Origin of the sequence: Ochrobactrum vermis (assembly GCF_002975205.1) — a bacterium.
In the GTDB taxonomy this organism is placed as follows: Bacteria; Pseudomonadota; Alphaproteobacteria; order Rhizobiales; family Rhizobiaceae; genus Brucella; species Brucella vermis.
On the sequence record NZ_PCOC01000002.1, the window covers coordinates 1,028,923 to 1,055,910 of the forward strand.

Sequence of the window (26,988 nt, forward strand, 5' to 3'; positions counted from 1 at the left end):
ATGAACGTGCTCGTGCGCAGCGAACCAGTGTCGAACGCCGTACCACGCGAGAGGGCGCCGTTGCAGCCCATTATCGACATACGGTCGCTGACAAAGACTTATGATGTGAAGGCTGGTCCGATCATCGACAATGTTTCGCTCCAAATCGATAAGGGAACCATTCACGGTATCATTGGTCGGTCAGGCGCTGGTAAAAGTACGCTTGTACGTTGCCTTAATGGCCTGGTGCGTCCAAACAGCGGAGAGATATTCGTCGCGGGGCGTGAGATTACAACGCTTGGACAAGACGAGTTACGACGACTTCGGCGTGACGTATCGATGATATTTCAGCACTTTAGCCTTCTCTCTTCTCGAACAGCTTATGGAAATGTAGCTCTGCCTCTGGAATTGGCAGGTGTGGATCGCAGCACCATAAGCAACCGAGTAAACGACCTACTGGATCTGGTCGGCCTCAAGGGAAAGGCTGATGCCTATCCATCAGAATTGTCAGGTGGCCAGAAACAACGTGTGGGCATAGCAAGAGCATTGGCTCTGGAACCAAGCGTTTTGTTGTCAGATGAAGCTACATCAGCTCTTGATCCTGAAACGACAGAACAAATCCTCTCTCTCTTGAAAGATATCAATCGACGGTTAGGGCTGACGATCGTGCTCATTACGCACGAGATGGACGTCGTGCGCCAGATCGCAGACCATGTGACGGTTCTTGATGCCGGAAGAGTTGTTGAAAGTGGAGGGACCTTCGACGTCTTCGCCTTTCCGCAATCCGTTATCGCCCGGTCGTTTTTGGCAAGTATTGTCGCCCACGATTTGCCGTCGGAAGTGTCGCGGCGACTGCTTCGGGAACCGGCTGCCGGGTCAGACCCGGTTCTCCGCATCATTTTCTCCGGCGAAGCTGCGCACGCACCGGTTGTTGCAACGTTGGTGCAGCGCTTTGGGATCAATCCGAACATACTACATGGACGCATAGACTATATTGGTGGGCAACCTTTGGGCATCATGACACTCGTTGCTGAAGGGGCACCGGCCAATCTTGCGGACGTCTGCAGCTATCTTTCTTCACTCAACCTTCATGGAGAGGTTATCGGTCATGTTGTCCGAACTGTTTCCGACGGCGCTCGTAGGGCTATTGCTTGAATCGCTGAGGCAGACGGCCACTATGGTGGCTGCGTCTGCCATCTTGTCCACATTGATAGGTCTGCCGCTGGGTGTTGCACTGGTCGTGACCAGCCAGGGTCAGTTTCTTGAGCGACCGGTCTTCAATCGCGTGGCGGGGACGGCTGTCAATCTGGTCCGCTCCACACCATTCATTATTCTGATGGTGGCGATCATTCCACTAACGCGTCTGATCGCCGGAACAACCGTTGGCACCTATGCGGCCATAGTTCCGCTGACGGCGGCAATCACCCCACTCTATGCACGGCTCGCCGAAACAGCGATGCGGGAAGTAGACCAAAGCCTGGTCGAGGCTGCTGAAAGCATGGGCGCAACGCCAATTCAGATCATTTTCAAGGTGCTTTTGCCTGAGGCGCTACCCGGTATCATCGCGGGGCAAACGGTTACTCTTGTCAGCCTTGTCGGGTATTCGGCGATGGCTGGAACCGTCGGAGGCGGCGGTCTAGGTGATCTGGGAATTCGTTTCGGTTATCAGCGGTTCATGCCGGAAGTCATGGTTGCTGTCGTCATCATTCTGGTTGCTATCGTTCAATCCATCCAGATCACGGGCGACTATGCCGCTCGTCTCGTCAATCACCGCGTAGTACGCAGCCGTCGCTCGCGCTAGGAATTCGTCAGGAGAAACCAATGTCCATACACACCACCCCGATCAATCTGCCTTTGCTCGACTTGTCGCGTTTCAATGGAACTGCCGAAGAGCGTGGCAACTTTATTGAAGAGCTACGCCGCACGCTTCATGACCATGGCTTTTTCTATCTTACAGGGCATGGCGTCGACCCAAAGCTCGTGGAAGACGTCGTTGCCACGGCAAAGAAGTTCTTTGCACTTCCTGCTGAAGAAAAACTCAAGATAGAAATGGTGAAGTCGGCACATTTTCGCGGCTACAACCGCGCTGGTTTTGAACGGACGCGTGGTCAGCAGGATTGGCGCGAGCAGCTTGATATCAACACTGAATCGGAACCGGCTACGATTGGTGCCGATAGCCCGGCATGGAAGCGTCTGATCGGTCCAAACCAATGGCCGGAAGCATTGCCCGAACTCAAGTCGTTGCTGCTTGCCTATCAGGCCGAAGTAACACGTGTCGGTATCGATATTCTGAAAGCAATCGCTGCTGCTCTTGGGCAGTCGGAAGATTTCTTCGCCCAGATTTACGAACCACATCCATCCCAGCTATTGAAGATTATCCGGTATCCGGGGCGTGATGTAGCGGAAAGCGAGCAGGGAGTGGGAGCCCACAAGGACGGGGGTTTCGTAACGGTGCTGCTGCAAGACGTCGTTCCCGGCCTGCGCGTCCAGCGGGAAGATGGCGAGTGGGTTGACGCACCTCCGGTTCCCGGCACGTTTGTCGTCAATACGGGGGAACTGCTTGAGCTTGCCACCAATGGATTTGTGCGAGCGGATGTGCATGGTGTCGTCGCTCCCCCAGCAGGCGTAGAGCGCTTCTCTGTCGCCTTTTTCCTTGGTGCACGTTATGATGCAACGATCCCGGTGATAGACTTACCGGATGAATTGAAGACCAAGGAACGTGGGGTGACTGTCGATGCTCTGAATCCGATCTTCCGTGAAGTCGGCGCAAACAATCTCAAAAGTCGCCTCCGGTCGCATCCAGATGTTGCGCGCGCCCATCATGCGGATTTGCTAACGCCTGAGCAACTGGCTGAGCGGTTGCCCGGATCAGCATATTGACGGATTGATCGGCGGTTTTCACGGCGTCGCGGTCATGTCGACCGGGACGCCTTTTCCCCATCCCTTGACGGCAATTGCGCTGGTCTCATCAGTAGCCAAGGAATGGGCTCAGGGTATGCCGTTAATCCAGATTTTCTGGATCGTGCGACACTCTGACGAGTGAGCGCCGTTCATACTTCGCTTGTTCGTTGACATTTATAAGCTGCGATTACTGGCAGGAGAGACGGAACTGTCATTTTGGTGGTGACCTTTGTCGTTTTGTTCAGTAAATTTAGGCTCCCTTTTGCAAAAATTTCGGCAAATTGACCGTGCAGTTGTCATTTTGAACAGTTTGCCCCTCTAAATTTAACAAATCCACGGCTTGATCGTTCGAAGCAACAATGGAAATCTCCCTGCACTTATAAAAAGCGTGACGTAGGGAGGGGATCGCTGAAATGCCTGTAATGCCCGAATTGTGTGCCGATACCATAGTTTATAACGGTACGATCTGGTGTGGATATGAAGAGGGTACAGTTGAAGCCCTGGCCATCTGGCAAGGCAAGGTGCTTGCAACGGGTACAAAGGACCAAGTTTGGTCTTTGAAGGGCGAAAATACGCATTTGGTCGATCTGAAAGGGCGCTTTGCTACGCCCGGACTGAACGATGCTCATTTGCATCTAATTTCCGTCGGACTGACACTCAAATGGATCGACGCGACGCCTCAGGCAGCGCCGACATTGCAAAGCTTGCTAGAAGCCATTCGGGATACGGCTGCTTCGGCCCCTCCGGGAACATGGATCAGAGCGCGCGGTTACGACCAGACCAAGCTCGATATAGGTCGCCATCCACATAAATCAGAGCTCGACGCCGTGGCACCAAACCACCCAGTCATGCTGGTGCGCGCCTGTGGCCACGTTTCTATTTTCAACTCCAAAGCCTTTGAGCTGGCGGGAATTGATGAAAAATCGCCAGTGCCGGATGGTGGATTGATCGAGCAGCGAAATGGAATGTTGACAGGAATGGTCGCCGAAAATGCACAAGGTGCAGTGCGCAAGGCTATTCCAAAGGCAACGACCGAAGAGATGATCGAGGCCATAGAGGCTGCGGGCAACCTATTGCTCTCATATGGCATTACCAGCGTCATGGATGCAGCCGTCGGGCAGGTTGCGGGCTTTGATGAAATTCGCGCCTATAATGTTGCGAAGCTTCAAAAGCGGTTGCCGGTGCGCACCTGGCTGGTCTTGCTGGGTGATCCCGGTCCGTCGATTGTCGAGAAATGTTATGAGGCCGGGCTGGTGTCCGGTGTTGGCGACGACATGCTGACCGTGGGCGCCGTCAAGATTTTCCTTGATGGTTCGGCAGGTGGGCGGACAGCCTGGATGAGCAAGCCATATCTGGGTGATGACAACAATATCGGCGTGCAGATATTGCCGGATGCGGAACTGGAAGCGCTGGTGCTTGATGCCCATAAGAAGGGCTATCAGCTTGCCTGTCACGCAATCGGCGATGCAGCAATCGGTCAGCTGATCACAGCCTATGAAAAGGCGCTCACAGCGCACCCTGACCCCGACCGCCGTCATCGCATCGAGCACTGCGGCTTCTCCTCGCCGGAGCAACATGAGCGAATGAAAAAAGCTGGCATCTATCCATGCCCGCAGCAGGTGTTCATCTACGACTTTGGTGATGCATATATCTCTGTTCTTGGCGAGGAACGTGCACTTTCCAGCTACCCATTGAAGACCTGGAAAGATCTCGGCTTCAAGCCTGCGACCGGTAGCGATTCACCCGTCTGTCACACGAATCCCTACCCGAATATCTATTCGATGCTGACGCGTGAAACGGGCAAAGGAACGGTGATGGATGCCCGCGAATGCGTGACTATCGAAGAGGCTCTTCAGGTCTATACGGAATTTGGCGCGTTTTCTCAGAAGCTGGAGAATGTGAAGGGCAAGCTCATACCGGGACAGGTTGCTGATCTGGCAGTCTTTTCACGCAATATGCTCACGGCAAAACCGGAGGAAATTCTCAACGACACGCACTGTGTTCTGACCATGCGCGATGGAGAGGTCGTTTTCGAACGATCCTGATACATATGCTCCCGATGTTTCGGGGGCAGATAAAAAGAATTGAAGCGCAAACGCTTCGGGGCAATTTCGGGCAGCTAGTTTTCGGTTAAGCTGCCCGACGGACGGTTCGATTGAATCGCAAGAATTACATTTATGAAGGGGAACAATATGAGAAAATTCGCAATGCTGGCGGCACTGTCCGCAGTTCTGTTGGCTGGAACAGCAGCTTATGCTGCGGACGAGCCGCGTTCGGGAGGTGTCGTCAATTTCGTCGCACCTTATGGTGACAGCTTCTCGACACTCGACATTCAGGCTTCGCCTGCCACGCAGGACGAGTTTTACGCGAAGGCAATCCACCGCACACTTTACGATTGGGATGCTGATCTCAACAAGCCAGTTCTCGGTCTGGCAACGGATGTAAGCGTTTCTGATGATAAGCTCGTCTACACCTATAAACTGCGCCAGGATGCATTCTTCCATGATGGCAAGCCATTAACGGCTGACGACATTATCTGGAGCTACACCCGCATCATGGACCCGAAGAAGGCTTTCCCGCCAGCGCGTTATATTGCCGAAATCAAGGGTGCCGATGAATATACACAGGGCAAAGCGAAGGAAATTTCCGGACTGAAAAAGATCGATGATCATACGCTTGAGATCACGCTGAAGCAGCCAATCGATCCCGGTTATCAGTTCATGCGCAACAACACTGCGATTTATCCTGCCGGTCAGGGCGATAGCGAAGAGTATCAGCGCCATCCGATCGGTCTCGGACCTTACAAGTTTGCCGAGTATGTTCCAGGCTCCCGTTTGACGGTCGAGAAGTGGGACAAATATTATGAAAAGGGCAAGCCATACGCGGACAAGATCAATATCATGATCATGGGCGATGCTGCTGCGCGTGACGTTGCGTTCCGCAACAAGGAAATCGACGTGGCAGTGCTCGGACCGGCACAGTACACTGCCTATCTTGCCGATCCTGAACTTGCGAAGAACATGGTCGAGGTAGCCGAGGTCTATACACGCGCCGTCGGCTTTAATCCGGATTTCAAGCCGTTCCAGGATAAGCGCGTCCGTCAGGCAATCAACTACGCTATCGATAGCGATCTCATCATTAAACGCCTCGTCAAAGACAAGGCTTATCGTGCGGTCGGCTGGCTTCCAAACTCATCTCCAGCTTTCGATAAGGACGCGAAGCCTTATCCATATGATCCTGAAAAGGCAAAAGCCCTGCTTGCAGAAGCTGGGTATCCTGATGGCTTCGAGTTTGAGTTGACGGCAACGCAGAACGAAAGCTGGGGCTTGACCATCGTTCAGGCAATCATTCCGATGCTTGCGAAAGTCGGTATCAAGGTGAAGGCAAAGCCGGTGGAAGCATCTGTTCTTGCCGATGTGGTTCCGGCTGGCAACTTCCAGGCCTATATGTGGTCGCTTGAAAGCGGTCCAGATGCATTGACAGCGATGCAGTGCTTCTATTCCACGACGCCGCAATCTGCATGTAATTATCAGAAGTTCTCCAATGCGGAATTCGACAAGATCGTCGACGCAGCAAAACTGGCTAAAAGCGAGGAAGAGAAGAACGAGCTTCTGACGAAGGCCAATAACCTGTTGCAGGAAGAAGCGCCGGTCTGGTTCTTCAACTACAACAAGGCTGTCATGGCGCATCAGCCGTGGCTGCATGGTCTGCAGCCAAACTCGGCAGAACTCGCAGTCCAGTCCTATGAAAAGCTTTGGGTCGACGACACGGTTCCGTCCGGTCGCTAATTCCGGCTGATCTGGATCGGCCCGCTCGGTTTCGGGCGGGCCACTGATCCCCTTTGCTCCAGCGTAATCTACGCTGATCCGAAAGGAGGACCATATGCTTTACTTTATTTTCCGGCGCGTCCTGCAGATGATACCGACGGTTGTCGCGGTATCGCTGCTGATTTTCATCATTTTCAGTGTTGTTCCGGGCAGCATCGCTTCCGGCCTTATTGCCAATGGCAAGGGCATGAACGATCCGAAGATGGTCGAAAAAATTACCCAGGAATTTGGGCTCGATAAGCCTGTTCACGTGCGTTTCGGCAACTATCTGGTTCAGTTGGCTCAGTTCGATCTCGGAACTTCGTATCGTTCGAGACAACCGGTTGTTTCGCTTATTCAGGAGCGTATGTGGCCAACGCTGAAGCTTGCTTTCGCGGCTATGGGCTTTGCGATCCTATTCGGTGTGCCGCTTGGATTTATAGCAGCACTGAAGCCTGGAAGCATTCTCGACAGCGTCACGATGATCGGCGCGGTGTCTGGCCTCTCTTTACCGCAATTTTGGCTAGGTCTGCTGGCGATGTATCTCTTCGCGCTGACACTCGGTTGGTTGCCGAGTTTCGGCTACGGTGATGGTGGCATAAGGAATATCATTCTACCGGCGCTGACCTTGGGTGTTGCGCCTCTGGCGTTGCTCGCAAGGACAACACGTGCGGCCGTGCTTGAGGTGATGGGCGCGGATTTTATCCGCACCGCTCGCTCAAAGGGCATGAACAGCTTCAGGCTGGTGAAATGGCACGTCATGCGCAATGCGCTGGTACTGATCATTACGACAATTGGCCTGCAATTCGGGTCGATGATGGGGCAGGCCGTGGTGGTTGAGAAGCTGTTTTCCTGGCCGGGCCTTGGTTCATTGCTGATTGATAGCGTTTCGCTGCGCGACATCCCCGTCGTGCAGGGGGCAATTCTCGTGATCGTATTGTGGTTTCTGGTCATCAATACGATCGTTGATATTCTCTATGCGGTTATCGATCCGCGCATAAGCCACGAGTAAGCCCATGAAACTGCGTTTCAATCTTGTATTCGGCGGATTCGTGTGCATCGTTATCGTGGCCGCAGCCGTCTTTGCGCCATTGCTGGCGCACTATAATCCGGTTCTCGATGCCGATCTGATGAATGCAGAACTTCCGCCCGATGCACAATTCTGGTTCGGCACCGATGCACAAGGCCGCGATGTATATTCGCGCATCCTTTATGGCGCGCAGGTCTCTTTGACTGTTGGTGTGGTCTCGCAATGCATCAACACGGTCATCGGCCTCTGTTTTGGAATTTCTGCTGGCTATTTCGGCGGCTGGTGGGATGATTTCGTCAACGGCCTCACTAACCTTATGCTGGCAATCCCGTCGCTGATTTTTGCTCTGGCGATTATGGCGGTTCTCGGGCCCGGTCTGCCGAGCCTCTTGCTCGCACTTGGTCTCACGAACTGGTCCTGGACCTGCCGCATTGCCCGCAGCTCCACCCTTTCACTCAAGAAGCAGGGGTATATTCAGGCCGCCAAGATGCTGGGCTATAGCGATATTCGCATCATGATTACGCAGATTGTGCCGAATATGATCGGGCCTATTCTTGTGATCGGCACGCTCGGAATGGGGGACGCTATCCTCGCAGAAGCTGCACTTTCCTATCTTGGTCTTGGTATCAGTCCGCCAGATCCAAGTTGGGGCAACATGCTCACCGATGCACGTGAGTTGATCGTGAATGCGCCTTGGGCTGCCGTGTTTCCCGGTCTTGCCATCTTCTTCACGGTGCTTGGGCTCAATCTGTTCGGCGATGGTCTTCGTGACTGGCTCGACCCGCATATGAGGACACGCAAGGTATGAGCGAGCAAACACTTCTTGAGGTTGAAAACCTGCGGATCGACATTGTTTCCGGTTCGACGAAGCATAATGTCGTTGAAGACGTATCCTTTACAATTGGCGCCGGTGAAACATTCGGGCTGGTTGGAGAGTCCGGCTGCGGAAAGAGCATCACCGCTTTATCGATGATAGGGTTGCTGCGCAAACCGCTGACGATAACCGGTGGAGCGATACGCTTCAAAGGACAGGACCTACGGTCCATGTCGTCACGCGAAATGCGAAGGCTGCGCGGCAATCGTATCGCGATGATCTTTCAGGAGCCAATGACCGCACTCAATCCGCTTTCACCCGTAGGGCGGCAGATTGCAGAAATGTTTGTGCTGCATCAGGGTGCAACTTGGCACGAGGCAGAGCGCAAGGCGGTCGAAGCGCTTGCCAGCGTTCAGGTGCCCGCGCCAGAGCAACGCGTGAAGAACTATCCGCATCAGATGTCGGGCGGCATGCGCCAGCGTGTGATGATTGCTATCGCGCTTGCGTGTGATCCTGATCTGCTGATTGCTGACGAACCTACAACAGCGCTTGATGTGACGGTTCAGGCGGAAATTCTGCGTCTGATGCAGGAGCTCTGTACAGCCCGGGGAACCTCTGTACTCATGATCAGTCATGATCTAGGTGTTATTGCCAAGATGTGCCGTCGCGTCGGTGTCATGTATGCCGGACATCTGGTCGAAGAGCGGATAACGTCGGGCCTTTTCCACCATCCGGCGCACCCTTATGCGCATGGCCTTCTTGCTTCGCTCCCGCAGCTTGGATCGCGTCAGAAAGAAGGTCAGTTACGGCTTCAGGAAATCGAAGGTGTCGTGCCTTCCATTTCCGCTTTCCCTGCGGGTTGCCGGTTTGAGCCGCGCTGCACGCGTGCCACCGATATTTGCCGCGCGCAAAAGCCGGGTTGGACGCCACTTGAGGATGCCGGTGTGGTGAGGTGTTTCCATCATGAATGATATGCATTCGACCAAATTGGCAGAGCCGCTGGTCAGTATCGATGACGTCTGCGTTTACTTTCCTGTGAGCGGCGGCATCTTCAGTCGCTCCAATCAATTGCTGCGCGCCGTCAACAATCTCAGTCTGACCCTCAACAAAGGTGAATGCTTGTCCATCGTGGGTGAGTCTGGCTGTGGAAAATCTACACTCGCGCTCTCCATCGTCGGCTTGCAAAAGCCGACCAGCGGACAGATCTATTTTGAGGGGCGCCCGATCACTGGCAAGAATGAGCCCTCGCGACTGGAACGGGCAAAGATGGCGCAGATGGTCTTTCAAGATCCATTCGCGTCACTCAACCCACGCCAGTCAGTCTACACATCGCTCGCCGCGCCTTTACGGCTTCATGGTGTGACATCTCGCAGCGAAGTTGATGGACGCGTTGAGGAAATTCTACGTCTCGTCGGTTTGAAACCGGAGCAGGCAAAGCGTTTTCCGCATGAGTTTTCCGGCGGTCAACGCCAGCGCATTGGGATTGCGCGCGCCTTGCTGCTCAATCCGAAAGTCATCGTGCTGGATGAACCTGTCTCAGCCCTTGATGTTTCTATCCGGGCGCAGATCATCAATCTGCTGTTGGAGCTGAAAGAGCGGCTTGGTCTTTCCTATATCATGATCAGCCATGATCTGAGTGTCGTAGAGCACATGAGCGACCGCGTAGCGGTGATGTATTTCGGACAGATTGTTGAAAGCGGTCCGTGGGATCGGATATTCTCGAATCCAACGCATCCTTATACGCGTCGCCTGATCGCGGCCATTCCGGATCCGATGACGGAATTGACAGGCGGTCGTCTAATCGATGACACCAACCCGCCTCGTGCACCAGACGGTTACGCGTTTTACCCCGAAAGCTTCGGTACGCACGACGTTCATGAAGTGCCGCCGCCGACGCAGTTCATCGATATTGGCGGCGATCAGCGCATTCGCATTATTAAGAAAGCTTGACTTCGAGTGAAAGACTAAAAAGCGCCGCTAAACGGCGCTTTTTATTGTCAATTTATTGGTTAGCCACTGATAAGCTTTACTTCCATGAAATCTTCCAGACCCCATTTTCCGCCTTCGCGACCATTGCCCGATTGCTTGTAGCCGCCAAACGGGCTGCCCGGCGCACGCGAGGTACCATTGATCTGCACCATACCTGCGCGCAGCTTGCGGGCCACACGCTTTGCCCGTTCCGGGCTTCCGGTCTGGATATAAGCTGCAAGCCCGTAGGGTGTATCGTTGGCGATAGCGATTGCGTCTTCTTCTGTATCGAACGGGATCATGGCCAGTACTGGACCGAAGATTTCTTCGCGGGCAATCGTCATATCATTGTTCACGTCAGCAAAGACAGTCGGCTTGACGAAATCACCTTCGGAGAAGCCAGCTGGGCGACCGGTGCCGCCTGCCACAAGTCGCGCGCCTTCATCGATGCCTTTCTGGATCAGCGTTTGAACCTTCTCGAACTGGATCGATGAGGACAAGGGGCCGATATGATCGCCTTCTTGTGCAGGATCGCCGACCTTCGTGCCTTCAGTCACCTTCCTGGCGAGTTCAACCGCCTTCTCATAAACTGATCGTTCGACAAGCATGCGTGTCGGTGCATTACAGGACTGTCCGGTATTCTCGAAACAGTGAGCGAGGCTGCGCGCGATAGTCTTTTCAAGGTCAGCGTCGGCAAAAACGATGTTTGGCGACTTACCGCCGAGTTCCAGCGAAACCCGTTTTACCGTTGCTGCTGCTGCGCGGGAAACCGCTGTTCCGGCGCGCGTGGAACCGGTGAACGACATCATGTCGATATCCGGGTGTTGTGACAGAGCTTCGCCAACGATAGCGCCTTCGCCATTGACGAGATTAAAAACACCCTTTGGAACGCCAGCTTGATCCACAAATTCTGCAAAGAGCATAGCCGATAAAGGTGCAATCTCCGAAGGCTTCAACACGACTGTGCAACCGACCGCTAGCGCAGGAATAACCTTCAGCGCGATCTGGTTCATTGGCCAGTTCCACGGCGTAATGAGGCCGCAAACGCCAATTGGTTCGCGCACAACCGTCTGGTTCGGATGCTTCGGGGAAAGTATCTCTTCGAATTCAAAGTTCTCAAACGCGGCGATGAAGGCTTTTGTATGCGAGAGGCCAGCCGCAGCCTGCGATTCCCGTGCGAGTTTAATTGGCGCACCCATTTCGAGTGAAATTGTCTTGGCCATCTCGTCCAGACGAGATTCATAAATTTCCACGATACGACGGATATAGCCAACGCGTTCTACTGCCGGTGTTTCACTCCAGGATGGAAAAGCCTTGCGTGCAGCAGCCACCGCCAGATCTATGTCTTTCGCAGAGCCTGCCGAGATGACGGCATAAGGCTTTTCATCGGCAGGATTGATGACCTCGATGGACTTGGCTTCTATTGGAGCGCGCCACGCCCCATCGATATAGAAGTCTGTTTTCTGGGTGAGGTTTTTCTGAAGCATCGTGCCGTCCTCCGTCGCGCTTACTGTTCAGGGTCAGCATAAGCCAACCCGATTTGCGTCCAACCCTAATGCCCGGATACAGCAGCGTCAAAACAGAAGGGTACATGGAAACATCAATTTTTCTTATTCATTATCGTAGGCTTCGACGTCGAAACCGAGAGCAACCAAACCTTCTTCGAGATAATCGCCGAGAAGCGGCGTGCCGATGAGATATTTGGCTTCTCGGCCATTGTCACGATCAGCAGCAGTTGAGAGGGCTTCGTCCCATTCTTCGGCGCTGAAATCGCCGCGCCCCACCCACATGAGTGCCAGTAACTCCTGCCGTTCATCAATGTTCAGGGATCGTATGGCGGCAAAAAGCTCTTTGCGGGTAGGATTGGCCAGTGAAGCGTCGAGAATGTCAACTTCACTGTCATCGCTAGCATTAGATCCGGATTCTTCATCAACTGCGGGAACCTGAACATCATATTCCCGGGCTTTGGCGATTATAAATTCCAAATTCCCGATATTGTTGACCAGCTCTACCACGCTTGCCTCCGTCATCTTGGTTGTTTGGCAAACAACGTTTATGCAAAGCCTTGGTTCCGGCTGTCTCAGGGAGCTGGATCAGCTTCGCGCAGCCTGTAGCCAACGCCCGTTTCAGTTAGAATATAATGCGGCTGATCTGGGGATTTTTCAATCTTCTGCCGCAGCTGCCGGACGTAGATGCGCAGATACTGTACGTCAGCTGCCGGTCCCCAGACCTGGTTCAAAATATAATGATGTGTCAGCACTTTTCCGGCGTGCTGTACAAGTAGACGCAGGATATCGTATTCCTTTGGCGACAGCTTAATTTCTTCACCGTTTATTTTCACAATGCGGCGCACAAGATCGACCGTCAGACCGTCGCTCTGGAAAAGCGGTCTTTCTCCCTGCTGTTGCAGTCGGTGACGCAAGGCGACACGCAGGCGCGCGGCAAGTTCCTTCATACCAAAAGGTTTTGGAACGTAATCATCGGCTCCCTCTTCCAGCGCGCGGACGATTCCTGTTTCGTCGGTGCGGCTTGAGAGGATAAGAATAGGCAAAACTATGCCATTTTCTCTCCAGCGTTGCAGCAGCGCATGCCCGTCGGTATCGGGAAGTCCGAGATCGAGGAGAACAATATTAGGTTTTTCTGTCGCTATGCGCTGCTCGGCTTCACCGCCATTCACCGCTTCAACGACGGTATAGCCCTCCGTCGTTAGCCCCACCCGCAACAGTTTACGGATGGCTGGTTCATCGTCCACGACAAGAATTTTCAATTTCTGATCGCTCATGAGTTCCTTTCAATTTCGTCAACGAGGACTGGCAGCGTGACTGTAAATATAGCACCAGTACCTTCATGCCGATTGCCTGCCCGGATGGAGCCACCCATCGCTTCGATGAAACCGCGAGCGATGGGGAGTCCCAGTCCAGTGCCGGCCTGCACATGGTCACCTTTACGCACACGATAGAACGTATCGAACACGCGCTCCAGATCGCTCGGCGGAATACCCGGACCCTGATCGCTGATTTCCAGCGTGATACGAGACGGATCGGCGTGAGCTGCAATTGTAATGGGGGAATTCTGCGGCGCGTATTTAGCAGCATTGTCGAACAGGTTAAACAAGGCCTGTTCGAACAGAACTGCATCAAGCTGAATCATTGGCAGGTTGGCTGGAACGACAACGTTCACCTGATGATGGGCCAGCATTTTGGCTGCACGATTGAGCGCGGCTCCGATAAGGTCACCGATGTAATGAAATGATAAATTGGGCTTCATAGCACCCGCTTCGATCCGTGTCATATCGAGAAGGTTGGCAATGAAGCGGTTCAGGCGCTCTGACTGGTCGACTACTGTTGCCACCAGTTCAGAGCGGTCGGCATCCGGCAATGATGCAGAATAGTCGCGCAGCGTCGTCGCTGCACCCAGAACAGCTGCCAAGGGAGTCTTCAGATCGTGTGAAATCGATGTGAGTAGGGCCGAACGCAGCTTGTCAGCTTCTGCCGCAAGTTTCGCTCGCTCAACATCACCGACGAGCTGAACGCGTTCGATGGCAATTGCGGCCTGATCGGCCAAAGCTTCGAAGAGGCGTTGTTGTTCAGGCGTGAGGATAGGGCCCGCACGATCATTGTCGAGACCGATGACGCCTACCGACGTCCTTGCGGTTTTGAGAGGCAGATAGAGGCGTTTGGCACCCGGCAAGGTATTTGCCCCACGCCCTGCTGGAAGATCATGTTCCCAGGTCCAGTGTGCGGCAGCGATATCGGCGTCATCCAGAGTGTCATCCGGCGGATAGCCGCCCCTAACCGCGATGCTGCTTCCTTCAGGCAAAAGGACCACGACCCGCACCTTGAGCATCGATGCGATCTGGAATGCGGTGGCCCATAGCACATCATCGAGTGAGCCGGTTCCTGCCAGCTTTTTGCTGAAAAGATACAGATCTTCCGTGGTTCGTGCACGCTGTCGCGCCGCTGCGGCCTGACGCTGGACCCGGCTTGCCAGGTTGCTGGCAATGAAACTCACAAACAGGAAGAAAATCAGCGCCACGACACTTTCGGGATCTGCGATGGAAAGCGTGTAGAGTGGTGAAAGAAAGAAGAAATTATAAGCAAATGCGCTAAGAACGGATGAAAAAAGCGCTGGCCAGAGACCGAGAGTAACCGCGACGCCAAGCACGCCAACAACAAACACCAGTGCTATACTGCGCACGTCCAGAAATTGTTCAAGCAACAATCCTGCAACGAGCGCTATGCCTGTCATTATGATGCCGATCAGATAAGGCCCGATGTCGGGTGTTGTCCTTTGACTGGCCGTATTTATCTTGCGGGTGGGTGCTCCGTTTTCATGGTCGACACCCGCCGTTATATGAATATCGATAGCGCCGGACAGCCGGACCAGTTCGCGAGCTATTGAGCCGTCAATCATCTCGCGCCAGCGTGATTTTATTGATTTTCCGGCGACGATCTGGGTGAAGTTGTGGGTGGAGGCGTAGCGCACAATGTCTTCGGCGACCGTTTGGCCGGGAATGATGATCGTTTCTCCGCCAAGCTGTTCGGCAAGCCTCAACGCAGTTGCAAGCCTGTCCTTTGCTTCTTCGGTAAGTCCTGCAGACCGGGCCGTTTCTATATGGATGGCTGCCCATGGTGCACGAAGACGATCTGCAAGCCGACGCGCGTAACGAACCAGCGATACACTGCGGGGACGCTCGTCGATGGCAACCAGTATGCGGTCGCCAGCGGCCCACGGCCCTTCGATAGCATGGGCTCGCATATGGCTGAGAAGTTGCTCGTCCACACGCTGGGCGGTACGACGCAGTGCCAGCTCTCGTAACGCTGTCAGATTTCCGGGTGAAAAGTAATTGCGGATCGCCCGTTTCGCAGTCTTGGGAAGGTAAATTTTGCCTTCATTGAGACGCTTGATGAGATCATTCGGCGTGAGATCAATCAGTTCGATATCGTCGGCACGGTCGATGATGCTGTCCGGCACCGTTTCACGCACGCGGATGCGGGTGATCTGCGCCACAACGTCGTTGAGGCTTTCGACATGCTGGATATTGAGCGTTGTATAAACATCGATTCCGCGCGCCAGAATTTCCTCGACATCCTGATAGCGTTTGGGATGCCTGCTGCCCGGCGCGTTCGTGTGTGCAAGTTCATCCACTAGAACCAGTTGCGGTTTGCGGGCGAGCACCGCGTCAATATCCATCTCATCGAGAAGATGACCGCGGTAGGCTACCTGTGCACGCGGGACGATCTCAAGCCCGTCCGTTAGGGCTTCGGTTTCAACCCGTCCGTGCGTTTCGACTACGCCGATGACGACATCTGCACCGTCAGCTTTGCGTGCGCGACCGGACATCAGCATTTCATAAGTTTTACCGACACCTGGCGCGGCACCGAGAAATATTTTCAGGCGGCCACGCGTCTCGCGTTCCGCCTGTTCAAGCAGAGCATCGGGTGAAGGTCTGTTATCGCCAAAGCGAAGGGAATCCGATGTCAAGCAAAGCTCCTGAAAGGAAGGGGCGGCAAATCATGCCGCCGCCAGTTATTCTACTTGGTGCCAGTCCTGTCCAGAACAAGGTTCAGCTTCAAAACGTTGACCACCGGCTCTCCGAGGAAACCAAGCTCACGGGCTTCAACCTGTTGCTCAACTATTTCGCGCAGCGCGGCTTCATCAACCCCGCGCGCTTTTGCGATACGCGGCACCTGATAGAATGCGGCTTCAGGTGAAATATGCGGATCGAGACCACTAGCAGATGATGTTACGAGGTCGATCGGCGGCGGCGCGGAGCCTTCGCTTTGCGCTAAAGCGGTAACGTCGGTTTTAATACGTTCGATGAGTTTTGAATTGGTTGGGCCAAGATTGGAGCCGCCGGAGCTTGCGGCGTCATACCCGTCTTTCCCTGCGGCAGATGGGCGACCGTGAAAATAGCGTCCACCGGTAAAATTCTGGCCAATCAACTCGGAACCGATGATTTTGCCGTCCTTTTCGATCAGGCTGCCATTGGCGCTGGCTGGAAAGATCGCTCGGGCTATACCTGTCATGCCAAGCGGATAGAGCAGTCCGGTTATGACAGTAAGCGAAACGATCATGACAAGCGCCGGACGAAGCTGTTTCAGCATTTTGTAAATCCTTATGCGAGGCCAAGAGCCATAATTGCCATATCAATGGCCTTGATGCCGACGAACGGCACGATGACGCCGCCGAGGCCATAGATCAGAAGATTACGTGAAAGGAGCGCTCCTGCGCCTACCGGCTTGTAGGTGACACCTTTCAGCGAAAGCGGGATCAGGGCCACAATAATCAAGGCATTGAAGATGATGGCCGACAGGATGGCACTTTGTGGCGTGGCGAGCCCCATGATATTGAGTGCGCCAAGCTGGGGATAAAAAGCCAGAAACATAGCCGGGATAATCGCAAAATATTTTGCAATGTCATTGGCGATGGAGAAGGTCGTCAACGCTCCCCGCGTCATCAGCAATTGCTTGCCGATTTCAACGATTTCGATGAGCTTGGTAGGGTCGCTGTCTAGATCGACCATATTTCCGGCTTCTCGCGCAGCAACTGTACCGGTGTTCATGGCCACGCCGACGTCGGCCTGCGCAAGAGCAGGGGCGTCGTTGGTGCCGTCACCGCACATCGCAACAAGTTTACCCTTGGCCTGTTCCTCGCGGATCAGCGACAGCTTGTTTTCTGGTGTTGCCTGCGCGAGAAAGTCGTCCACACCAGCTTCGGCAGCAATGGCTGCTGCGGTCATCGGATTGTCACCGGTAATCATGACCGTGCGGATTCCCATGCGACGCAACTCTGCGAAGCGTTCACGGATCCCGCCTTTGACGATGTCTTTCAGATGCACGACACCGAGAAGAAGTCCATTTTTGGCAACTGCAAGCGGCGTGCCACCCGCTTTGGCGATTGTGTCAGCGATAGATTGCAGTTCCGATAATGTTTTGTCATCGGCGCGGCTATTCTGGCCTACATAAGCAAGCACAGCATCAACAGCGCCTTTGCGAATGACGGAATCCTCAATATCGACACCGCTCATCCGGCTTTGTGCGGTAAAAGGCACGAAATGTGCGTGAAGCCCCTGCATGTCGCGCCCACGCAACCCGTATTTTTCCTTGGCCAGAACAACGATGGAGCGGCCCTCAGGTGTTTCGTCAGCAAGTGAGGCTAATTGTGCTGCGTCGGCAAGGGCTTGTTCCGTTACGCCGCTCACAGGTACAAACGCAGTCGCCTGACGGTTGCCGAGAGTAATCGTACCCGTCTTGTCGAGAAGAAGCGTGTCGACGTCACCTGCCGCCTCGACTGCACGACCGGACATGGCAAGTACGTTGAAGCGAACGAGACGGTCCATGCCTGCAATGCCAATAGCAGAAAGCAAGGCGCCGATTGTGGTCGGGATCAGGGTGACGAAGAGTGCAACCAGCACCGTTACAGGAATGTAACCACCTGCATAGGTCGCAAAGCTCGGGATGGTAACAACGGCTAAAACGAAAATCAGCGTCATGCCTGCAAGCAGAATGTTGAGCGCTATTTCATTCGGTGTTTTCTGACGTTCGGCACCTTCCACTAGACTGATCATCTTGTCGATGAAAGTTGAGCCTTGTGCCGCAGTGATGCGAACCTTGATCCAGTCTGAAAGAACCTGTGTTCCACCGGTAACAGCAGAACGGTCTCCACCGGATTCGCGGATGACGGGTGCAGACTCCCCGGTAATGGCGGCTTCATTGACGGATGCGACCCCTTCGATGACTTCGCCATCCGAAGGGATGATGTCGTTGGCTTCAACCAGAACGACATCACCGACCTTCAAGCTTGTTCCCGGTACGTTTTTCCAGCTTGGCCCTTCTGGTTTGTCCAGAAGTTTGGCTTGCGTTTCCGTCCGAGCCCGACGCAATGAATCCGCTTGTGCTTTGCCGCGGCCTTCGGCGACGGCCTCGGCAAAGTTTGCAAACAGCACGGTGAACCACAGCCATAGGACGATCTGGAATGAGAAACCGACATCAGGATTCCCAGCGGCGACATCTTTCAGGAGCAGTAAAGTCGTCAGCAGTGAAACAACTGCAACCACGAACATCACCGGATTGCGTGCAAGACTCTTGGGGTTGAGCTTGCGAAAGGAATCGCCAATGGCGGGTAGAAGGATGCGGGCATCGAGAATGCTCGCGGATTTGGACTGGCTCATAACAGAGGCTCCAGTGAGAATACGTTTTCGTTCGGAAAACTTAGATCAGTCCGGCAAGCTGAACCGCGAGAAGGAGGGCGGTCGTTACCAGAAGGATCGAGAGAATGCAGCTTGAAGGCCTGAGCATCAGAACATCTGCCCCTCAATTATCGCGAGGTGTTCGGCAACCGGGCCAAGCGCTAGTGCCGGGAAGAAGATCAGACCTCCAACCACAAGAATGACACCGATCAGCAAGCCGACGAAAAGCGGTCCGGTTGTCGGGAATGTACCTGCGGATTGTGGGGCCGCTTTCTTGGCGACAAGCGAACCGGCTATCGCAAGTGCTGGAACAATCACGAGAAACCGACCCATCAGCATGGCAAGGCCGATGGTGATATTGTACCAGGGCGTATTGCCTGAGAGGCCGCCAAAGGCTGAACCATTGTTCGCCGTGCCTGAAGTATAGGCATAGAGAATTTCCGAGAAGCCATGCGGTCCGGGATTGGCGATGGACGCCAGGCCCGTCGGAAGAGCCGAGGCGATGGCCGTGAAGCCCAGAATGGACAATGGTAGGCAGAGAACGGCGAGCATCGCCATTTTCACTTCCTTGGCTTCGATTTTCTTGCCCAGATATTCGGGGGTGCGCCCGACCATCAGTCCAGCCACGAAAATGGCAACGACAACGAACAGGATGATACCGTAGAAGCCTGCGCCTACACCGCCGATGATGATCTCACCCAGCATCATATTGATCATCGGGATCATTCCACCCAGCGCCATCATACTGTCATGCATGGCGATCACGGCACCGCATGACGCAGCGGTTGTGACAACAGCAAAAAGCGCGGACATTGCGATGCCGAAGCGCGTTTCCTTGCCTTCCATGTTGCCGCCATCAATACCGAGCGCATGGATCAGGGGATTACCAGCCGCTTCCGCCCAGTAGCAGATTGCTACGCCTGCGACGAACAATATGCCCATGGCAGCAAAGATCGCCCATCCCTGACGCTCGTTGCCGACCATTCGCCCGAAGACGTTGGTCAGTGAAGCGCCGATAGCGAAAATCGCAACCATCTGGATCATGTTGGAGATGGCGTCGGGGTTTTCGAAGGGATGTGCGGAATTGGCATTAAAGAAGCCGCCCCCATTGGTACCAAGCATCTTGATGGCCAACTGTGAAGCAACTGGCCCGAGTGCGATCACCTGTCTTGCGCCTTCCAGCGTCGTTGCTTCGGCATAAGCGCCAATTGTTTGCGGCACGCCAAGGCTGACGAAAGCTAAGGTAAGGATAATGCACAAGGGCAAGAGGAGGTAGAGCGTACACCGTGTAAGGTCGACCCAGAAATTTCCGAGTGTCTTCATGGATTTGCGCGAGAATGCTCGAATGAGCGCTATGGCGATGGCAACGCCCGTTGCAGCCGAAACGAAGTTCTGCACTGTCAGCCCTGCCATTTGCGTCAGGTAGGACATGGTACTTTCTCCACCATAGTTCTGCCAGTTGGTGTTGGTGACAAAACTAGCAGTGGTGTTGAAGGCGAGATCTGCCGGAACATTGCTCATACCCATCGGATTGAAGGGCAGGGAGCCCTGAAACCGTTGCAGCATGTAAAGCAACAGAAAACCGGCAAGGTTGAATAGCAGCAGGGAGACTGTGTAAGTCGTCCAATGCTGTTCTTCTCGTTCGCTTGTGCCTGCGACGCGATAAAGCCCACGCTCGACGGGAACGAGGAAAGGTGAAAGGAAGGTCCGCTCACCGCTGAAAACGCGCGTCATGTAGCCGCCGAGCGGCTTGACGAGCAAAATGATAATCCCGCAAAAAACGAGAATCTGAATCCATCCATTAAGTGTCATGGTTTTTTCCGAGGCCTGAATGCCTGCCGGTTACGCGGGGTTGGCCGGAGACCGGCTTAGAACCGCTCCGGTCGTATGAGCGCGTAAAGGAGATAGGCGGCTATGATGACTGCAACCAAAGCGCCAGCGATGTATTCCATCATCATGGCGTGCCTCAAAGCTTTTCGCAGATGCGCAGATAGCCGAACAATAGCGCAAAAAAGCCGATGCCAATTGCAAGGACGGCGAAATCCATAGTCATGCCTGAATTGCCCGAAAGGGCTCCCTGTTTCTTACAGGGGCATTATGTTGCCGCACCGCATAGGGTTTCGAGAGCAGGCACGACGTAAAAAAATAAAAAACTCATATATGGAATGCGGTCAAAAGAGGGACGGCCTGAGTTGACGTTGCGCCTCGGGCTGTCCAGGAATTAGAGCGACGTTGCCGCGGCTGCTGCACGACCGGCCATTCGACCGGAAAAGATACACCCACCAAGGAATGTTCCTTCAAGTGCGTTGTAACCATGGTAGCCGCCGCCACCGAAGCCGGCAGCTTCGCCTGCCGCATATAGACCGGGTACCTTTTCGCCTGCCTCGTTCAGCACTTGTGCGTCCAAGTCGGTATTCAACCCGCCAAGTGTCTTGCGCGTTAGAATATGAAGCTTGACGGCTATAAGTGGCCCGTTTGAAGGCTCTAGCAGAGGATGTAGTGGCACAGCACGCGTGAGACGATCACCGATATAAGCTCGGGCATTGTGGATCGCCATCACTTGAGCATCCTTGGAATAACGGTTCACTATCTCGCGATCCCGTGCTTCGATTTGATCGCGAATATGGTCAAGCTTGAGAAGCGGTTCTCCCGTCAAGCCATTCATTTTTGCAACGAGTTCTTGCAGGGTTCCGGCAGCAATGAAATCTGCTCCGTTTTCCAGAAATGCCTTGACTGGTGGTGGCGGCGCTTTGCCGAGGCGGCTTTTCAGCAAGAGCTTCCAGTCTTTGCCGGTAAGATCTGGATTTTGCTCCGATCCGGACAGAGAGAATTCCTTGCGGATGATTTTCTCAGTCAGAATAAACCAGGAATAGTCGTAGCCGGTCGAAAGAATGTGCTTGAGCGTACCAAGCGTATCGAATCCCGGGAGATAGGGGGCGGGAAGACGATCGCCCTTGGCGTCGAACCACATTGAGGATGGTCCCGGTAGAATGCGAATACCATGGTTCGGCCAGATCGGGTCCCAGTTTCGAAGTCCCTCGGTATAGTGCCACATGCGGTCGGCATTGATGACGTGACCGCCTGCAGCTACGGCGATATCGATGCCTCGCCCGTCGACATGGGCTGGTACACCCAACACCATTTCTTTCGGTGGATTGCCGAGCCTGTCGCGTGGCCAGGCTCTTCGAACCTTATCCGGGTCGCCGCCTATACCGCCAGATGTGACAATTACGCAGTCAGCGAAATAGGCAAACTCTCCCGCGATATCCCGCGATGAAGATTGCCCGCGCTCAACGGTCGAGGGGGCCAGCACTTCGCCGTAAACGCCACTGGCTCGTCCGCCGGTGGTTGCGATACTATTGACCCTATGGCGGCATCTTAAGGTTATGAGCCCTTTGCTGATAGATTCACGAAGCGATCGCTCGAATGGAGCCACCACACCGGGCCCTGTGCCCCAGGTCACGTGAAAACGTGGTACTGAGTTGCCGTGACCATCTGCTCTCGCCCCGCCACGTTCTGCCCAGCCGACAACAGGAAACCAACGCATGCCTAGACTATGCAGCCAGGGTCGCATTTCGCCGGCGGCGAACTCCAGATAGGATGCGGCCCAGCGCTTCGGCCAATGATCCTCAGGCCTGTCAAATTGAGCCGACCCGAACCAATCCTGCCGCGCGAGATCGATATTGTCCTTTATGCCGAGGCGACGCTGTTCAGGACTGTCGACCATGAACAGTCCGCCGAGTGACCAGAACGCTTGTCCGCCAATGGAATTCTCACCTTCCTGTTCGAGAAGAATGACTTTGCGTCCAGCAGCGGCAAGTTCATGCGCTGCGACAAGTCCGGCTAATCCTGCTCCAATGATAATCGCATCTGCATCCTCCATCCCCGCTTCCTCTCTCCCAAAAAGCGTTTGATGATCGCATCGTGACTGAAGGGGTGATGTGTTGCAAGCTGGGGTCCCACGTCGTCAACCGAAGAAATTCGGCATGATCCAATCGGCAATCAGCTTGATAGAAAGTCCGAACAAGGTCAGCTGCACCAATAGGAAAAATGGGCCGTCCGGCATGATCCGGGTCAGCTTGGCGCCGACGAAGGTGCCGATGACTGCGGCAGGGACGAGCCAAAGACCGAGTGAGGTATCGAGATTGGAAAACTGCTGCAACTGCCAGTAAGGCACCAGCTTTACGGCATTGACGATGGCAAAAAGAATGGTCGAGGTGCCGGCAAAGACCAGTTTCTGAAGGTGCTGCGGCAGTACATACATCTGAAACGGTGGTGCGCCGGAGTGAGAGACAAAACTGGTTAGACCCGTAAGCACACCCCAGAAGACGCCACTGGGAACATCCGCCTTTCGCGCCTGTTTGCGGTAACGTGCACCAAACCAGGCGTTGAAGCAGAAAAGGAGACCAACCAATCCGACCAGCATTCCGATGAATGTGGGAGACAGATGCGCGCTGAACATCCAGCCAATGCCGACGCCGAGTATTGCCGCTGGTGTCAGGATCGCGAGATTGCGTGCGGAGAAGTGATGGCGATAAAGATAGAGGCCGAACATGTCGCTGATGACATAGATCGGGAGCAGAAGTGCGGCTGCCGTGACTGGAGATATGACAAGTGCCATCAAGGGAACGGCAAGCGTACCGACCGATGGTAATCCGCCTTTTGAAAGCCCGACGAGAAATGCTGCAATCACTGCGATTGCGAGGAACAGGGGCGTATGTTCGATCATGTGATAGTGAGGTCAGCTTTTTTTGGGGGGCGGGGAAGACATCTCCGGTCGTTTGGCCGGAGATGTTTTGTTTGGATGTCAGGCGTGCGCCCATTCCCAATAAAGAGCGCGAGCGCGTTTCGTCAGCGCTCCGTATTCAAGTTTGCGATCATCAAACCCGATAATCGGCACGACTTTGCTCATATTGCCTGTAGAGAAGATTTCGTCTGCTTCGCGGAAATCTTCAATTTTCAAAGTGGTTTCGTGAACTGAAATGCCTGCTTCGCGTAACAGATTGAGTACACGCTGACGAGTGATACCGTTCAGGAATGTGCCATTGGGAGCTGGTGTAAAGACCTCGCCGCCTCGTACCATGAAGACGTTCGAGGTTGCAGTTTCGGCAACGTTTCCTAGGACATCGGTCACCAATGCATTGTGAAAGCCTTTTGCTTTTGCCTCACGCAGCATTCGCGCATTGTTTGGATAAAGGCAGGCGGCCTTGGCATTGACCGGCATGACTTCCAGGTACGGTCGACGGAATGATGTCGTGGTGATGGTAAAACCCTTTGGCTCGACCATAGGGATTGCTTCAAGGCAGAGCGCAAAATCCGTGGACGATGCAAGGGGCGCGACAGTGCTGCTATCACCTTCCTCTGCCCAGTACATGGGACGGATATACACGTCTGTTCCCGGCGTGAATTTTTTCAGGCCCTCGCGTGCGAGTGCCTCGATATCGTTGGCGGAAAGCGTCGGTTCCAGGCCCAGAGCACGGGCTGAATCATTGGCGCGTGCAGAATGACGATCAAGGTCCGGTGTTACGCCTTCAAAGAGGCGCGCGCCGTCAAATACCAGCGAACCAAGCCAGGTTGCCTGTGAGGCTGCACCCAGGATCCGGACGTCGCCTTCGCGCCATTCGCCCTTGTAGTAGGTCCACATCGCCCGATTATCGGTCATTTCCCTAGTCCTTTGACAATATTATTTCTCATGTTTCTGCCTGCGCCAGGGCGCTTTCAAACATAGATGCTTATGGAAAAATGCTCGGAACGCGTTTCGACATTATTGGATCAGATAGATATTCTAAGCGCTTCTATTTGAAACGTAATTTCATCGATCTTGCACAGGCTACTTATATCGTAGGAGGAGGCAAAGCCGGAGACAAGCGCGAAGTTGTCACTACCTGCTTTCAAGATTGCTCCATTTTGTCTTCTACAAGTGCGGGAGTCGGTTCCGATGTAGCAACAGCAGGAGGACCTTCGACACCCCGTTGCCTTTCGCGAATGAAGGTGAAGAGCCCGGAAATTGTGATGAGAACGATGCCGATCAGCATCGGCGTGTCTATGTGATCATGGAAGACAAAATATCCGAAAAGGATCGCCCAGAGCATCTGGCTATATTGTGGGGAGGCTATCGCACTCGCAGGTGCGCGTTGGGCTGCAAGCATCAACAGGATGTTGGCAAGGGCAGCGAGAAGGCCATAGCCTGCAAGATAAACCCATTGTTCGGTATTCGGCGCTTCAAAGGACGGGGTCATTAAAGCCCCGCAGATAATGATGGGGCCGATAAGTCCGCTCGTATAAAGCGATATGCGCTTTTCGCGCTTGCCCATGACACGGAAGATAATGATGCTCATAGCGCCACCTATGCCAGCGGCAAGCGCTCCGAGATGGCCGATCGAGAGCTCCCTGAAGCCGGGGCGGAGTACAATTAGAACGCCGACAAAGCCGATCAGAACTGCGGACCATCGCCGCCAGCCAACTTGCTCCTTCAAGAACACCACTGAAAGTATTGTCACGTAAGCGGGGAGAAGGAAAATGAGTGCGAAGGCTTCCGCCATGGAAAGATGCGTGAATGCCGTAACACTGCCTATCGTTCCCATGGCAGCCGTTACGGTGCGCAGTAGCCACATCTTGATATTGGTTGTGCGAAACATATCGAGCCAGACATCGTCAGCTTTTTTTGTAAAGGGAATAGCAAGTAGACCAAGTACAGCGCCGAAGAATGCAACTTCGTATGGCGACAGCGTGCCATCAAGAAACTTGACGCAGGCGTCGCTGACAGCGAACGCCGCATAGGACGCAAATGCGAGAAAAATACCATAAAGCATGACGATGTCCGAAAGAAACGGGGGGAGGAGTTCGCTCCGAACGCTCCCTTAATCGATTAGAAGCCTATTGGCAAAAGACATTTCGGAAATTCCGCATTCAAGTCAATAAACGAACCATTGCTTCGAAGAGAAGTAAATTCGACCTTTTCAAGGTTGTGAGCTCAAGCAAAAACGCATGCCTCATTTGCAATCATATCCGTGGTGGAAATTTAGGCAAACGCCTATTTAACAATCATCCAAACGAGGAGAAAGCAAATGAACATTCGTCAGAAAGTACAGCAGTTCGTATCCCGCCGCCGCGCTATCCGTGAGCTTGGTGCTATGGACGACCATCTTCTTGCCGACATCGGTGTTTCGCGTTCGCAGATTCATAGCGCCGTTTTCGGTAAGTAATAACTTATGGCGTGTCTCTCGAAGGGTCGCCCTGTAAGTATAAATCGAATAAAGTAACAAAGCGTCGGTCTCCAGTCCCGGCGCTTTTGTTTTATGGATTACTCATATAATTAATTTTTTGATCAGAAGTCTTCAGCTTCCAGTCGCTTAAAGCCTCTTTTTATATTCCAGCATCTGCTCGAAATCCTTGCTTACTCATTCTTCGCTTGCTCTCTGCTAATGAGACGTAATTCGTACCATTTTGGGACAGATGGCAATTGGTAACCGCCCGATTGCTACCGCCTGTTGAAACAAGGCCTCGTGACGTAAGACACGTCTTTAGCGACGTCGTTAATGACGTGTCTTGAGATTGAGGTGGACGATGCGGATGGAGATACTGGGCCATGAACGCCGCCGTCGGTGGCGAGCCGAAGAGAAGCTTGCGATAGTCAATTCGGTTGGGGTTGATGGCGCGACAGTCACAGAAGTTGCGCTCCGTCACGATGTATTGCGGCAGCAGATTTATATGTGGCGTAGCGAGTTGAAGAGGAAGGGGCTTCTGCCTTCCTCGCCGGAGCCCTTGTTTCTTCCCGTTGACATGACTGCCGCTCCGCTCGGTTCTGAGGCGAACAGTTCTGTCGATGCTTCATGCTCAATGGTTGAATTGCAATTGCGCTGCGGCCGTCGACTTTGTTTTGACAGCCAAGTGGAAGGTGCGGTGTTGACGCGGCTGATCCGGGTGGTGGAACAGGCATGATTGGACCGGGCACCGGCGTTCGGGTTTACCTTGCCTGCGGCGTCACAGATATGAGGAAGGGCATTGAGGGGCTTTCAATGTTGGCACAGGATGTCTTGCGTCAAAAGCCGACAGGAGGAGCAGTCTTCGCCTTTCGCGGGCGACGTGGCGATCGGGTGAAGCTCCTTTATTTTGATGGCCAGGGATTTTGCCTTTACTATAAAATCCTGCAGAAAGGCCGTTTCCCCTGGCCGTCGGCGGCCGATGGGACGGCTCGACTGACAGCAGCGCAACTGGCGATGTTATGGGAAGGAATAGACTGGAGGCGTCCGGACTGGGGTGCTCCGCCGGCACGTGTCGGTTGATTTTATCTTACTGA

At 54.0% G+C, this 26,988-nt stretch carries 24 protein-coding genes; 12 read left to right on the forward strand and 12 right to left on the reverse strand.

Annotated elements, in window-relative coordinates:
- The 9 genes from CQZ93_RS19070 (at position 1) to CQZ93_RS19110 (ending at position 10,480) form a co-directional block, all read left to right on the forward strand.
- The gene (locus tag CQZ93_RS19070; RefSeq protein ID WP_105544148.1) at positions 1-1,134 is read left to right on the forward strand and encodes a methionine ABC transporter ATP-binding protein; all 1,134 of its coding nucleotides are present in this window, start codon (positions 1-3) and stop codon (positions 1,132-1,134) included.
- Positions 1,088-1,780, forward strand: a complete 693-nt coding sequence (locus CQZ93_RS19075; RefSeq protein ID WP_105544149.1) for a methionine ABC transporter permease — start codon at positions 1,088-1,090, stop codon at positions 1,778-1,780. Before CQZ93_RS19070 ends, CQZ93_RS19075 begins: the two co-directional genes overlap by 47 nt.
- 20 nt (positions 1,781-1,800) lie before the next feature.
- Positions 1,801-2,859, forward strand: a complete 1,059-nt coding sequence (locus tag CQZ93_RS19080) for an isopenicillin N synthase family dioxygenase (RefSeq protein ID WP_105544150.1) — start codon at positions 1,801-1,803, stop codon at positions 2,857-2,859.
- 443 nt (positions 2,860-3,302) lie between these two features.
- Positions 3,303-4,925 (forward strand): amidohydrolase, encoded by a 1,623-nt coding sequence (locus CQZ93_RS19085; RefSeq protein ID WP_422616111.1) that lies wholly within the window; start codon positions 3,303-3,305, stop codon positions 4,923-4,925.
- Positions 4,926-5,072: 147 nt separating this feature from the next.
- Positions 5,073-6,668, forward strand: a complete 1,596-nt coding sequence (locus CQZ93_RS19090) for an ABC transporter substrate-binding protein (RefSeq protein ID WP_105544152.1) — start codon at positions 5,073-5,075, stop codon at positions 6,666-6,668.
- Positions 6,669-6,762: 94 nt separating this feature from the next.
- Entirely contained in the window at positions 6,763-7,698 is a 936-nt protein-coding gene (locus CQZ93_RS19095) for an ABC transporter permease (protein WP_105544153.1), read from the forward strand.
- Positions 7,699-7,702: 4 nt separating this feature from the next.
- Positions 7,703-8,524 carry an ABC transporter permease gene (locus CQZ93_RS19100; RefSeq protein ID WP_105544154.1) on the forward strand — a complete coding sequence of 274 codons (822 nt, stop codon included), beginning with the start codon at positions 7,703-7,705 and terminating at the stop codon, positions 8,522-8,524.
- Positions 8,521-9,501, forward strand: a complete 981-nt coding sequence (locus CQZ93_RS19105) for an ABC transporter ATP-binding protein (RefSeq protein WP_105544155.1) — start codon at positions 8,521-8,523, stop codon at positions 9,499-9,501. Before CQZ93_RS19100 ends, CQZ93_RS19105 begins: the two co-directional genes overlap by 4 nt.
- Positions 9,494-10,480 (forward strand): ABC transporter ATP-binding protein, encoded by a 987-nt coding sequence (locus CQZ93_RS19110; RefSeq protein ID WP_105544156.1) that lies wholly within the window; start codon positions 9,494-9,496, stop codon positions 10,478-10,480. The genes CQZ93_RS19105 and CQZ93_RS19110 overlap by 8 nt, the downstream gene beginning before the upstream one ends.
- Positions 10,481-10,539: 59 nt before the next feature.
- Here CQZ93_RS19110 and CQZ93_RS19115 read toward each other — a convergent pair whose 3' ends face one another.
- From CQZ93_RS19115 to CQZ93_RS19170, 12 genes are all read right to left on the reverse strand, one after another.
- Positions 10,540-11,985: an aldehyde dehydrogenase family protein gene (locus CQZ93_RS19115; protein WP_105544157.1), complete on the reverse strand. Its 1,446-nt coding sequence runs from the start codon at positions 11,983-11,985 to the stop codon at positions 10,540-10,542.
- Between the two features lie 123 nt (positions 11,986-12,108).
- Positions 12,109-12,513 (reverse strand): DUF3775 domain-containing protein, encoded by a 405-nt coding sequence (locus CQZ93_RS19120; RefSeq protein WP_105545222.1) that lies wholly within the window; start codon positions 12,511-12,513, stop codon positions 12,109-12,111.
- A gap of 65 nt (positions 12,514-12,578) precedes the next feature.
- A complete protein-coding gene (locus tag CQZ93_RS19125) occupies positions 12,579-13,280 on the reverse strand; it encodes a response regulator (protein WP_105544158.1) in 702 nt (233 codons plus the stop codon).
- Complete coding sequence (locus CQZ93_RS19130; RefSeq protein WP_105544159.1) at positions 13,277-15,982, reverse strand: sensor histidine kinase; 2,706 nt, start codon at positions 15,980-15,982, stop codon at positions 13,277-13,279. Before CQZ93_RS19130 ends, CQZ93_RS19125 begins: the two co-directional genes overlap by 4 nt.
- A 50-nt stretch (positions 15,983-16,032) precedes the next feature.
- Entirely contained in the window at positions 16,033-16,605 is a 573-nt protein-coding gene (gene kdpC, locus CQZ93_RS19135; RefSeq protein ID WP_105544160.1) for a potassium-transporting ATPase subunit KdpC, read from the reverse strand.
- 11 nt (positions 16,606-16,616) lie between these two features.
- Positions 16,617-18,671 (reverse strand): potassium-transporting ATPase subunit KdpB, encoded by a 2,055-nt coding sequence (gene kdpB / locus CQZ93_RS19140; protein ID WP_105544161.1) that lies wholly within the window; start codon positions 18,669-18,671, stop codon positions 16,617-16,619.
- Positions 18,672-18,797: 126 nt separating this feature from the next.
- Entirely contained in the window at positions 18,798-20,501 is a 1,704-nt protein-coding gene (kdpA, locus tag CQZ93_RS19145) for a potassium-transporting ATPase subunit KdpA (RefSeq protein WP_105544162.1), read from the reverse strand.
- A 56-nt stretch (positions 20,502-20,557) separates the two neighbouring features.
- Complete coding sequence (kdpF, locus tag CQZ93_RS19150) at positions 20,558-20,647, reverse strand: K(+)-transporting ATPase subunit F (RefSeq protein WP_105544163.1); 90 nt, start codon at positions 20,645-20,647, stop codon at positions 20,558-20,560.
- A 263-nt stretch (positions 20,648-20,910) separates the two neighbouring features.
- Entirely contained in the window at positions 20,911-22,572 is a 1,662-nt protein-coding gene (locus CQZ93_RS19155) for an FAD-binding dehydrogenase (protein ID WP_105544164.1), read from the reverse strand.
- 84 nt (positions 22,573-22,656) lie between these two features.
- The gene (locus tag CQZ93_RS19160; protein ID WP_105544165.1) at positions 22,657-23,418 is read right to left on the reverse strand and encodes a sulfite exporter TauE/SafE family protein; all 762 of its coding nucleotides are present in this window, start codon (positions 23,416-23,418) and stop codon (positions 22,657-22,659) included.
- A gap of 78 nt (positions 23,419-23,496) precedes the next feature.
- Positions 23,497-24,351: a branched-chain amino acid aminotransferase gene (locus CQZ93_RS19165; RefSeq protein WP_105544166.1), complete on the reverse strand. Its 855-nt coding sequence runs from the start codon at positions 24,349-24,351 to the stop codon at positions 23,497-23,499.
- Positions 24,352-24,580: 229 nt separating this feature from the next.
- Positions 24,581-25,501 (reverse strand): DMT family transporter, encoded by a 921-nt coding sequence (locus CQZ93_RS19170; RefSeq protein ID WP_105544167.1) that lies wholly within the window; start codon positions 25,499-25,501, stop codon positions 24,581-24,583.
- Positions 25,502-25,756: 255 nt separating this feature from the next.
- Between CQZ93_RS19170 and CQZ93_RS19175 the strand changes: the two genes are divergently transcribed.
- The 3 genes from CQZ93_RS19175 to tnpB all read left to right on the forward strand — a co-directional run bounded on the left by CQZ93_RS19175 (position 25,757) and on the right by tnpB (position 26,974).
- Complete coding sequence (locus CQZ93_RS19175; RefSeq protein ID WP_010658957.1) at positions 25,757-25,894, forward strand: DUF1127 domain-containing protein; 138 nt, start codon at positions 25,757-25,759, stop codon at positions 25,892-25,894.
- Positions 25,895-26,261: 367 nt separating this feature from the next.
- Positions 26,262-26,630, forward strand: a complete 369-nt coding sequence (gene tnpA / locus CQZ93_RS19180) for an IS66-like element accessory protein TnpA (protein WP_181153301.1) — start codon at positions 26,262-26,264, stop codon at positions 26,628-26,630.
- Positions 26,627-26,974: an IS66 family insertion sequence element accessory protein TnpB gene (gene tnpB, locus CQZ93_RS19185; protein ID WP_011982990.1), complete on the forward strand. Its 348-nt coding sequence runs from the start codon at positions 26,627-26,629 to the stop codon at positions 26,972-26,974. The genes tnpA and tnpB overlap by 4 nt, the downstream gene beginning before the upstream one ends.
- Positions 26,975-26,988: the final 14 nt, after the last annotated feature.